Genomic DNA, 11,067 nt, shown 5'->3' on the forward strand with positions numbered 1-11,067 from the left:
GGCCCCTCCACCGTCCCCGCGGCGGACCCGCCCCGCCCGCCAGGGCACGGGGAGGCGCCCCGGTTGTCGGAGCGCGAGGAGGAGGTGGCCCGCCTCGTCGGCACGGGCGCCACCAACCGGGAGGTCGCGCGTGCCCTGTTCATCACCGAGGGCACCGCCAAGAACCACGTCACGAGCATCCTGCGCAAGCTGGGGCTGCGCGACCGCACCCGGCTCGCCCTGTGGGTACGGGAGCGCCGGGGCGGCTAGGGCCCGTTCCCGAACGCCGAACGGACCCGGTCCCTCGAAGGCCCTCCGACGCGTGCGCCGGGCGCGGCCCGGACGTTGAGCGCCCCTCGCGGGCGCGGAAGGCCGCCGGAACGCTGTCCGCGCTCGTCCTCCGGCGAAGTGACCGGCGGTCCGGCCGTGACCCCACCCCCAGAACCGGTATAGTATGGCCGGTATAGTTATTGGTTGCGTGAGAGGCCGCCGCATGATCGAGATCCTGAAACCCGCCGAACTCGCCCGAGCCAAGGACGCGGGCGCCCTGGTCGCCCACATCCTCCGGACGGCACGGAGCCGCGCCACGGTCGGCACCAACCTCCTGGACATCGACCGGTGGGCCCGGGAGATGATCGCCGAGGCCGGAGCGCAGTCCTGCTACGTCGACTACGCGCCGTCCTTCGGGCGCGGGCCGTTCGGCCACTACATCTGCACGGCCGTCAACGACGCCGTGCTCCACGGACTGCCCCACGACTACGCGCTCGCCGACGGCGACCTGCTCACACTCGACCTCGCCGTCTCCCTGGGCGGGGTCGCCGCGGACTCCGCCGTCAGCTTCGTCGTGGGCGAGTCGAGGCCCGCCGAGAGCGTCGCGATGATCCGTGCGACCGAACGCGCGCTGGAGGCGGGGATCGCCGCCGCCCGGCCCGGGGCCCGCGTCGGCGACATCTCCCACGCCATCGGCTCGGTCCTCAGCGCGGCGGGGTACCCGATCAACACCGAGTTCGGCGGTCACGGCATCGGGTCGACGATGCACCAGGACCCGCACGTGGCCAACACCGGACAGCCCGGACGCGGCTACAAGCTGCGCCCCGGCCTGATGCTCGCCCTGGAGCCGTGGGTCATGGCGGACACCGACGAGCTGGTCACCGACGCCGACGGGTGGACGCTGCGCAGCGCGACGGGCTGCCGGACGGCGCACAGCGAGCACACGATCGCCATCACCCACGAGGGGGCCGAGATCCTCACCCTGCCCAGGTAGGAGTCCGACCGCCGCTCGCTCGCCCGAGCGGTACCGCCACCGGTACGCCCGGCGCGCCCCGGGGTCAGGCGGGGAACTCCTCGCTCGCGTCGGCGAGGATGTCGAGCACCACGATCGGGTCGGGCAGCACCACGGCCCCGTCCTCGGCGCGCGGCGGGCGGATCCAGGTGACCCGGTCGCCGGAGGGCAGCAGCGAGGGGGCTCCGAGCACGAAGCTGTCCCGGCAGTGCCAGCGCAGCCCCGGCATCTCCTCCACGGCCTCGGGCACGCAGTCCAGGTGGCAGGACCACCACTCGTCCTCGTCCACCGGCGAACGGGTGGCCACGAAGAACAGGTAGCGCGAGGACTCCACCGCCGCGACCGGGCCCGCGGGAACGCCCGAGCGGCCCATGCGCGCCAGCGCCATCACACCCGCCTCACGGGGGACGTCGAACACGTCGAAGACCCGCCCCGTGGGCAGGATGATGTTCGCGTCGGGGGTGGCCGTCCACCACCGCCGGATGGTGTCGGTGTCGGTGCTGGCCTCCACGCCCCAGGCCATCGTCACCGGGTGCGCCGCCGGGTCCGGACAGCCCATCCGGTCGCAGCTGCACGCGCGGTCCTGCCCCGGTGAGGTGCCGCGCGCCACCGGCCAGCCCAGCTCGGCGTAGCCCAGAGCGGCGTCCAGCATGCTGGCCGCCGCATGGCGGCGCTTACGTCGGTACAGAACCTCGGCCATGGAGCCTCCCCGGTGTTCGCTCGTGTTCCAGGCGCGGCCTCGCCGTCGTGGGAGGCCCTGCGCCCGGGGACCGCGACCGGGGCGAGGGGCCTGGTCGCGCTACCGCAGCAGGCGGGCGGCCTCGGTCGCCCAGTAGGTGAGGATCTGCTCGGCCCCGGCCCTGCGGTAGGAGGTCAGTGTCTCCACGATGGCCCGCTCGCGGTCGATCCAGCCCCGCTCCGCGGCCGCCTCGATCATCGCGTACTCGCCGCTGACCTGGTAGGCCGACACGGGTACCGGGGAGGCCTCGGCCACCTTGGCCACGATGTCGAGGTAGGCCAGGCCGGGTTTGACCATCACCATGTCCGCGCCCTCGGCGACGTCCAGTGCCACCTCGCGCAGCGCCTCGCGCGCGTTGGCGGGGTCCTGCTGGTAGCCGGAGCGGTCGCCGAACTGCGGCGCGCCCTCCGCGGCCTCGCGGAAGGGGCCGTAGAACGCCGACGCGTACTTGGCGGCGTAGGCCAGGATGGGCACCTGCTGGTGCCCGGTGCGGTCCAGCCCGGCGCGGATCGCCGCGACCTGGCCGTCCATCATGCCGCTGGGCGCCACCACGGCGGCGCCCGCCTCGGCCTGGGCGGCGGCCACGGACGCGTACCGCTCCAGGGTGAGGTCGTTGTCGACGTGCCCGTCCACCTCCAGCGGGCCGCAGTGGCCGTGGTCGGTGTACTCGCACAGGCACAGGTCGGCCATCACCACGAGGTCGTCGCCGACCTCGGCGGACAGGTCGCGCAGGGCGGCCTGGACGATCCCCTCGGGGTCGTCGGCGGCCGAGCCGTGCGCGTCCTTGTGCGCGGGGATGCCGAAGAGCATCAGCCCGCCCACTCCGGCGGCGGCCGCCTCGTGGGCCGCCTTGCGCAGGCTGTCACGCGTGTGCTGCACCTGGCCGGGCATCGAGGAGACGGCCACCGGCTCGGTGATGCCCTCCTTGACGAACATCGGCAGGACGAGGTCCTCGGGGCGGACCCGGGTCTCGGCGACCAGGCGGCGCAGCGCCGGACCGCGGCGCAGGCGGCGCGGCCGGACCACGGGGAAGGCGGCGTCGTTGCTGGAGGCGTTCATCACGGGGCTCCCGGGAAAGGTTCGTGCGTCGGTGGCGGTGTGGTCTCTCAGAGCTTGCGGCGGCGACCGCGTCTCTTCTGACTGGGCTTGAGGACGGGCTTGCCCGCCTCGACCGCCTCGCGCCTCTTCTCGGCACCGTACTCCGAAAGGGCGTGTGCGAGGGCGGAAACCGAGGCTTTGGGCGCCACGACGTCGACGCGCAGGCCGAACTCGATCGCGGTCCTCTCCGTCTCGGGACCGATGACGGCGATGACGGTGGTGTTGTGCGGCTTGCCCGCGATCCCCACCAGGTTGCGCACCGTGGAGGAGGACGTGAACAGCACCGCGTCGAAGCCGCCGCCCTTGATCGCCTCCCGGACGGGCGCGGGCGGGGGCGCGGCGCGCACGGTGCGGTAGGCGGTGACGTCGTCGACCTCCCAGCCGAGCTTGTCCAGCCCGGCGGACAGGGTCTCGGTGGCGATGTCGGCGCGCGGCAGCAGGACCCGCTCGATCGGGTCGATCTCGGCGTCGTAGGGCGGCCACACCGAGACCAGGCCCGAGCTGGACTGCTCCTCCTCGGGCGGGGCCAGGTCGGGCTGGATGCCGAACTCGCGCACGGCGCGCGCGGTGGCCTCGCCGACGACGGCGACCTTGACCCCGGCGAACGCGCGCGCGTCCAGGCCGTAGGACTCCAGGCGCTCCCGGATGGCGCGGACCGCGTTGACGGAGGTGAAGGCCACCCACTGGTAGCGGCCGGTGACCAGGCCGCGGACGGCGCGCTCCATCTGCTGCGGGGTGCGCGGCGGCTCCACGGAGATGGTGGGCACCTCCTCGGGCACCGCGCCGTAGCCGCGCAGCTGGTCGGACAGGGCCGCGGCCTGCTCCTTGGTGCGGGGCACCAGGACGCGCCAGCCGAACAGCGGACGGCTCTCGTACCAGGACAGCTCGGGGTGGCGGCCCGCGGCGGGGCCGACGACCATCAGCGCGGGCGCGGTGACGTGGTGGCCCTTGGCGTCCTTGGACTTGAGGTCGGCGACGAGCCGCCCCAGGGTCGAGGAGACCGTGGTCTGACGGGTGGTGCCGCCCGCGCGCACGACCGCGACCGGGGTCGAGGCGGGCCGCCCTCCGGCGATGAGGGTCTTGCACAGCACGTCGAAGCCGGGTCCCTGGTGCTCGACCGGCTCACCGGCGGGCGCGTCGCCGCCCATGACGACCAGGGTGGCGCCGCTGGCGGCGGCCTCGTGCCAGTCGACCCCTCCCCCGCCGTGCGCGCGGGCGTTGAGCACGCGCACCTCGGGGCTGTCCGCGTCCAGCAGCGGCACGCCCGCGAAGGTCGGCACGGAGGTGATCGCGGAGACGCCGGGGGCGACCTCGACCTCGACCCCGGCCTCGTGGCAGGCGGAGACCAGTTCGGCGCCGCGGCAGCCGAAGAACGGGTCGCCGGAGTAGAGGCGGACCACCCGCTGCCCGTCGCGGGCGCGCGCCACCGCCAGGGCGTTGACGTCGCCGCCGCACTCGCCCGCCTCGATCACGGAGACGTCCTCGGAGCAGTGGGAGAGGAGTTCGGCGCGAAAGCCCGAGAGCTCCTCGGCGGCGGGCTCGCGCAGGGTGATGACCACGTCGGCGTGGCTCAGCAGCTCGGCGCCGCGCAGGGTGAGCAGGTCGGCGCCGCCCGGACCGGAACCGACCAGGGCGACGTGCCCGGCCCGCGCTGCGGCGCGCGGCTCCTCCGGCTGGGGGTTGGCGTTGGCGTTCACGTACTGGCTCCTCTGTGTGGGTCGCCGCGCCCCGGTGTGCGGCGCCGGGGGCGGCGGTACGGCGGGCCCAGGCCGAGGAGGCCCGCCGACTGCTCCTGCTTAGGGCGTGTCCCTCTCGGCGAAGGCCTCGGCCACGATGCGGTCGGCTCCCTCGGCGATCATCTGGCGGGCCAGGTCCCGGCCGAGCGCGGTGGCGGCGGCCAGGTCCCCGGGCGAGGCGAGGTCGGCGGCGCGCTCGCGGCGCACGGCCTCGGCCCCGTCGGTGGCGACCACGGCGGCGCGCAGGCGCAGGCGGCCCGTCTCGGCGTCGTACTGGGCGTAGGCGCCGACCGGGGCGGCGCAACCGGCCTCCAGTTCGGAGAGCACGGTGCGCTCGGCGACGACCTCGGCGCGGGTGGCGGGGTGGTCGACCGAGGCCAGGTAGGCGAGGTCGCCGTCGAGGCGCTCGACGGAGCACTCGACGGCGAGGGCGCCCTGGCCGGGCGCGGGCAGCATCTGCTCGGGCTCGAAGACCTCGGTGACGTCCTCGGTGCGTCCCACGCGGCCGAGTCCGGCGTAGGCCAGGACGACGGCGTCCAGCTCTCCGGAGGCGACCTTGCCCAGGCGGGTCTCGGCGTTGCCGCGGATCGGGACGTAGACCAGGTCCGGGCGCAGCGCGGCGAGCTGGGCGACCCGGCGCGGGGAGCCGGTGCCGATCCTGGCCCCCGCGGGCAGGTCGGCGAACTTCAGCCCGTCGCGCGCGCACAGGGCGTCGCGCGGGTCGTCGCGCTCGGGGATCGCGGCCAGCACGAGCCCCTCGGCGGGCGTGGTGGGCAGGTCCTTGAGCGAGTGGACGGCGAAGTCGACGGTGCCCGCGTGGAGCTCGTCGCGCAGGGCGTTGACGAACACGCCGGTGCCGCCGAGCTGGGTCAGGTGCGCCTTGGTGACGTCGCCGAAGCTGGTGATCAGCTCCAGCTCGATCACCCTGCCGGTGCGCGCGGTGATGGCGTCGGCGACCATGCGCGACTGGCTGGTGGCCATGGTGCTGCGGCGGGTGCCGAGCCTGGCCGGGGCGCCGTGGTCGGGTGCTCCGTCGGCCGTCGTGCCGTGGGAGGGCGTGCCGGTCATGACTTCTCCTGTGCGGTCCGTGCCGCGGTGGCGGTGCCCTCGGGGGCGGTGAGCGCCTCGGGGCTTCCGGGGTCGAGTGCGAAGAGTTCTCTCAGTGCCGCCTCGTAGGACTCCCCGTCCGGTGCGGCGGCCAGTTCCTTGACGCGCACGGTCGGTCTGTGCAGGAGCTTGTCGGCGACGCGGCGCATGGCGCGGCTGATCTCCTCGCGCGTGCGGTCGTCGAGGTCGGCGGGCAGGCGGCCGTGCAGGCGCGACAGCTCGGCGTCCACCACGTCCCTGGCCTGGGCGCGCAGGGCGACGACGGTGGGGGTCACCTGGTGGGCGCGGCGGACCGCGCGGAACTCGGTGACCTCCTCGTCGACGATGCCGCGCACGAGGGTGAGGGCGCTGTCGCGGCCGGTGTCGGCTCCGGGAGCGGTGGCGGCGGCCTGGCGCAGGTCCTCGATGTCGACCAGGCGCACGCCGGGCAGCTCGCGCACGGCCGGGTCGATGTCGCGGGGCAGCGCGAGGTCGAGGAAGACCAGGGGCCGCGTGCGCCCGGCGGTGGCGGCGGCCACGGCCTCGGCGGTCAGGACCAGGCCCTGGGCTCCGGTGCAGGAGATGACGAGGTCCACCTCGGCCAGGACCCCGGCGGCGTCGGCGAAGGGGACGGCGCGGGCCTCGACGGTGTCGTAGGCCTCGGTGAGGCACTCGGCCAGGCGCGCGGCCCGGTCGAAGGTGCGGTTGGCCACGACGACCGCCTCGGCGCCCTGGCGGGAGACGGTGTTGGCGGACAGGGCGCTCATGGATCCGGCGCCGAGGACGAGGACGCGCACGCCCGTGAGGGGGCCGTGCGCGGGCCGGGCGAGCCCGGGCGCGTCGGCGGTGTCGCCCGGGACCGCGGACATGGGGCAGCCCGCGGGGGGCAGCGAACCCACGGTCTGGGCGGTCTGGAGGGCGGTGGTCTGGGGAGCGCCGGTCGGGCCGAGCCCGAGGCCGCCGGAGGCGACGGTGAGGCCGAAGCTGACCATGTCGGCGCCCGCGTGGTCGAGGTGGGTCTCGGTGTGGGCGCGCTTGCCCACGCGCAGGGCGCGCTGGCCGAGGTCGTTGAGGACGCGGCCGACGGAACCGGTCTCCTGGCCCTCCTTGAGGGCGTCGCGCACCTGGCCGAGGATCTGTCCCTCGCCGAGGACCATGGAGTCGAGCCCGCAGGTGACGGAGAACAGGTGCTGGACCGCGCGGTCCTCGTAGTGGACGTAGAGGTGCTCGGAGAGCTCTCCGAGGGGGACGCCGGTGTGCCAGGAGAGGAGTTCGGTGATGGCCGAGACGCCGCCGTGGAAGGCCGAGACGTCGGCGTAGACCTCGGTGCGGTTGCAGGTGGAGACCACCATGACCTCGTTGACGGGCTCGGAGCCGACCATCTCGGCGACCGCGTTGGCGCGGGTCTCCCCGTTCAGCGCGACACGTTCGAGGAGCGCCACCGGCGAACTCCGATGGCTCAACCCCACGGCCAGGACACTCATCCGCACTACTCCTATGCAGGCACCACACAGCGTCTTCGTATGCCCCGGCGGCGGCCAGACCGCCGGAGGCGCGGCGCACGCTCGCTCATCGCCCACCGCTCATGCGGGCCTCGCGGCCCGGATCGTCCATCCCTCAGGTCACGTCAGCTCCAGTCCCGCGCGTTCCGCGCCGCGGCCGTCGCCATCGGCCCTGCGCTGCGCGTGGAAGGCGAGGATCTGGAGTTCGATGGACAAGTCGACCTTACGCACATCGACTCCGTCCGGCACATTGAGTACGACCGGCGCGAAGTTGAGGATGCTGGCCACCCCCGCCTCGACGAAGCGCGTCGCCACGCCCTGCGCGGAGACCGCCGGTGTCGTGATGACACCGATGGAAACCCTCTCTGAACGGACAACCTCCTCCAGGTTGTCAATATGCCTCACGTCCAGGGAGGCGACACTCTGCCCCACCATCGCCGGGTCCGCGTCGAGCAGCGCCGCGATACGGAACCCGCGGGTCCCGAACCCCCCGTAGTTGGCCAGTGCGCGGCCCAGGTTGCCTATCCCGGCGATGGCCACGGCCCAGTCCTGGGTGAGACCAAGCTCACGCGAGATCTGGTAGACGAGGTACTCCACCTCGTAACCCACGCCACGCGTCCCGTAGGACCCGAGGTGGGACAGATCCTTGCGCAGCTTGGCGGAGTTCACACCGGCGGCGGAGGCGAGGTCCTCGGAGGAGACGGTGAGGGTGCCGCGGTCCTGGAGGGTCTGGAGGGCCCGCAGGTAGACGGGGAGCCGGGCCACGGTGGCCTCCGGGATGCCCCTCTCCCGGGGCCGTGGTGGACGACTGGTCACAGGCGGGCGCTCCTGGTCGGCGGGCGGGCGCGGGAGGCGGTCCGGGCGGGAGGCGGGCCGCCGGGACCGGCGCGGGGAGCGGACGGGCTGCTGCCGCCGCGCCCCTCGGGCGTGTCTTGGAGTACCTAGATTACGCGCTTGTGAAAGCACGCACAAAGTGGGGCCCGCTGTGACGGCGGGCTCATAAGTTCCCACCGGTAAGGGCCTTGGCGCCCCCGTGGAAACCTCCGGTGCGTACGCCGGCAATTCGGGACAACCAAAGACCGTCATATGTGCATATTTGTGGGCACAGTCGTAGTTTTCGGGCTTACTCAGCTCTCCGGAGGAGCCGTCCCGTGAGAGCGGCCGGAAACGTTTTCGCCCATCGCCCGGGCCGCTGACCGCACATCCCCCGGAGAACCGACGAAAACCCCTTCAGCCGCCCAGGGCGGAGCGCAGGCGGTCCTCGCCCACCCTCCAGAAGTCGTGGCGCCGCCCGTCCACGAACGTCACCGGGATCTTGTCCCAGTACTCCTCGCGCTCGTCCGCGCCGACCTCGTCGAGCTGGCGCACCGCCCGGCTGGCGCCGAGTTCGTCCGTGACCCGCTCGATGACCCCCCAGGCGTCCTCGCACAGGTGGCATCCCGGCTTGCCGAGCATCACCACGCGCGCCTGGCCCGCCCACTGGGGTGTTTCCGCCATGTTCCCCTCCTGTTTCCGGAGCCGTACGGCCCCTCAGCCTCCCGCGAAGGGCGGTAGGACCTCGATCACAGTGCCGTCCGCGACCGGCACGTCACCGTGCGCTCTGCGCCCGACCGGCCGCTCGTCGACCAGCAGCGAGGAGGATCCGAGTACGCGCTGGAAGCGGTCGTCCGGGTGCAGCCGACACGCCGCCTCCAGAGCCTCCGCGAGCGTGGCGGCCCCGACCGTTTCCTCGGCGGTTCCGGCGGCCTCCTTGGCCGCCGCCCAGTACCTGATAGTGCACTTCGCCATCCGTTGATTATCCTTGGTGTTGCTCGGAGGCGACGAATTGGACATCTTCACCGGGGGCAATGGCGCCTTCGATCGCCCGCACAGAGCGGGGTGACGAGAAGAGACGCATGAGCCATCTGCTGCTGTTGACGAACTCGAACGAACCGTCCGACCACGTACTGCCCGCCCTCGGTCTCCTTCTGCACTCGGTGCGGGTGGCGCCGGCGGAGGCGGGGGCCCTACTGGCGTCGAACGCGGGCGGCGGCTCCGGCGCGCCGGTCGACGCCATCCTGGTGGACGCGCGGACCGACCTCGCCGCGGCCCGCAACTTCTGCCGCCTGCTCGACACCACGGGCCTGGACTGCCCGCTGATGGTGATCCTGACCGAGGGCGGCGTCGCGGCGCTGACCCCCGACTGGCAGGTGAACGACTTCATCCTGTCCACCGCCGGTCCCGCGGAGGTCGAGGCGCGCCTGCGGCTGGCCGTGGGGTCGGCCGAGGCCGGGACGGACGACCCCGACGAGATCCGCAGGGGCGATCTCGTCATCGACGAGGCCACCTACATCGCGCGGCTGCGCGGCCGCATCCTCGACCTCACCTTCAAGGAGTTCGAACTGCTCAAGTTCCTGGCGCAGCACCCCGGCCGGGTGTTCACCCGGGCGCAGCTGCTCCAGGAGGTGTGGGGCTACGACTACTTCGGCGGCACCCGCACCATCGACGTCCACGTGCGGCGCCTGCGCGCCAAGCTGGGCTCGGAGTACGAGTCGCTGATCGGCACGGTGCGCAACGTGGGCTACCGCTTCGTGCCCGACCCGGTCGCCAAGGCGCCCTCGGCCGTGCCGGAGGGGGTCGACGCGCCGCCCGCCGCGCGCTCCGCCGAGCCCAGCGCGACCTAGGGCGGCACGCGGGGAGCCGCCTCCCTCCGCCCGAGGACCACCCCGGGGCGCCCGCACGGGCGCCCCGGAGTCGTTTCCGGACACCCGGGGACCCGGCGCTTCCGCGTCCACCGCCGCGGGCCCCACCCACCGCGTTCCAGGGGCCGACCGTCCCGCGGGCGAACGGTGTGAGAACGGGCGTCCGAACACTCGTGTTCGACGGCCCCAGGTCCTAAGATCGTGTGGGCACCCCCACGCCGGGACGTCAGGCGCGGCGAAACTCCCCGCGAGCGGGTGCGCAGAAGCTGCCTTGGCGCGCCATCCGCGAGGAGGAGAACGCCCCGATGCCCACGAACGCCGCGAGACCCCCGCTCACCCCCGGACGCCGTCGCACGGCCATCGCCCTGGGGGCCGTCTTCGTCGGTTCCAGCCTGGTCGCCGCCATGTCCCCGGCCCACGCCGAGCCGAGCCCCTCCGCGTCCGCCTCCCCGGCGCCCTCCACACCGCCGTCCTCCCCGGAGCCGGACCCGTCTGCTGTCGTCTCCTTCGAGCGGGACTCCGACGAGGTGAAGTTGGGCGACTCCGCGGTCAACCCCCTCACCGCGACCAACACCGGCGACGCCAGCGTCTGCCTGCTGGCGATGAGCGTGGACACCGGCGGGTTCGGCGTCAGGGGGTTCACGCCCCAGGAGGTCGCCCCCGGTCAGGAGGCGTCCGCCGGAGAGGTCACCGGCGCGACCCGCGAGCGGGCCGAGGTCACGGCCACCCTCACCTACGCGCTCGCGCAGGAGGGCGTCGCGTGCGCGGCCCTGGAGCCCGCGAGCACGCACACCGTCGCCACCGGCACGTGGACGGTCTCGATCGCCAGGCCCGAGCCCACCACTCCCCCGGAGCAGACCGGGGAACCCACGGACGAGCCCACCGAGACCGAGGAGCCGGACGACACCACGAGCCCCTCCGACACGCCCCGCCCCGACCCCACCCGTGACGACGACCGCGGGGG

Annotated in this window: 11 protein-coding genes and 1 pseudogene; 4 read left to right on the forward strand and 8 right to left on the reverse strand. The window is 73.8% G+C overall.

Annotated features, from left to right (window positions below; translation table 11 throughout):
- Window positions 1-249: response regulator transcription factor (locus tag DQW06_RS10300; protein ID WP_232832998.1), on the forward strand; the 249-nt coding region annotated here is incomplete at its 5' end.
- A gap of 223 nt (window positions 250-472) precedes the next feature.
- Window positions 473-1,243 carry a type I methionyl aminopeptidase gene (gene map / locus DQW06_RS10305; protein ID WP_013155363.1) on the forward strand — a complete coding sequence of 257 codons (771 nt, stop codon included), beginning with the start codon at window positions 473-475 and terminating at the stop codon, window positions 1,241-1,243.
- Between the two features lie 64 nt (window positions 1,244-1,307).
- On the opposite strand, the gene DQW06_RS10310 is transcribed toward map, so the two are convergent.
- The 8 genes from DQW06_RS10310 to DQW06_RS10345 form a co-directional block, all read right to left on the reverse strand.
- Window positions 1,308-1,961, reverse strand: a complete 654-nt coding sequence (locus DQW06_RS10310) for a bifunctional DNA primase/polymerase (protein WP_013155364.1) — start codon at window positions 1,959-1,961, stop codon at window positions 1,308-1,310.
- A 99-nt stretch (window positions 1,962-2,060) separates the two neighbouring features.
- A complete protein-coding gene (hemB, locus tag DQW06_RS10315) occupies window positions 2,061-3,059 on the reverse strand; it encodes a porphobilinogen synthase (protein WP_117198360.1) in 999 nt (332 codons plus the stop codon).
- A gap of 47 nt (window positions 3,060-3,106) precedes the next feature.
- Window positions 3,107-4,795: a bifunctional uroporphyrinogen-III C-methyltransferase/uroporphyrinogen-III synthase gene (locus DQW06_RS10320; protein WP_117198361.1), complete on the reverse strand. Its 1,689-nt coding sequence runs from the start codon at window positions 4,793-4,795 to the stop codon at window positions 3,107-3,109.
- 99 nt (window positions 4,796-4,894) lie between these two features.
- On the reverse strand, window positions 4,895-5,902 hold the full coding sequence (gene hemC / locus DQW06_RS10325) for a hydroxymethylbilane synthase (RefSeq protein ID WP_013155367.1): 1,008 nt from the start codon (window positions 5,900-5,902) through the stop codon (window positions 4,895-4,897).
- Window positions 5,899-7,404: a glutamyl-tRNA reductase gene (locus tag DQW06_RS10330; protein ID WP_013155368.1), complete on the reverse strand. Its 1,506-nt coding sequence runs from the start codon at window positions 7,402-7,404 to the stop codon at window positions 5,899-5,901. The genes hemC and DQW06_RS10330 overlap by 4 nt, the downstream gene beginning before the upstream one ends.
- A gap of 138 nt (window positions 7,405-7,542) precedes the next feature.
- Entirely contained in the window at window positions 7,543-8,238 is a 696-nt protein-coding gene (locus DQW06_RS10335; RefSeq protein ID WP_013155369.1) for a redox-sensing transcriptional repressor Rex, read from the reverse strand.
- A 414-nt stretch (window positions 8,239-8,652) separates the two neighbouring features.
- Complete coding sequence (locus tag DQW06_RS10340; RefSeq protein ID WP_013155370.1) at window positions 8,653-8,919, reverse strand: glutaredoxin family protein; 267 nt, start codon at window positions 8,917-8,919, stop codon at window positions 8,653-8,655.
- Window positions 8,920-8,952: 33 nt separating this feature from the next.
- A complete protein-coding gene (locus DQW06_RS10345) occupies window positions 8,953-9,210 on the reverse strand; it encodes a MoaD/ThiS family protein (protein WP_013155371.1) in 258 nt (85 codons plus the stop codon).
- A 107-nt stretch (window positions 9,211-9,317) separates the two neighbouring features.
- On the opposite strand from DQW06_RS10345, the gene DQW06_RS10350 reads away from it, so the two are divergent.
- Window positions 9,318-10,085 (forward strand): response regulator transcription factor, encoded by a 768-nt coding sequence (locus DQW06_RS10350; protein ID WP_013155372.1) that lies wholly within the window; start codon window positions 9,318-9,320, stop codon window positions 10,083-10,085.
- Window positions 10,086-10,408: 323 nt separating this feature from the next.
- Window positions 10,409-11,067 (forward strand): annotated as a pseudogene (locus DQW06_RS10355) (hypothetical protein); the annotation flags it as partial.

Source organism: Nocardiopsis sp. TNDT3 (genome assembly GCF_003427465.1).
Lineage (GTDB): Bacteria > Actinomycetota > Actinomycetes > Streptosporangiales > Streptosporangiaceae > Nocardiopsis > Nocardiopsis dassonvillei.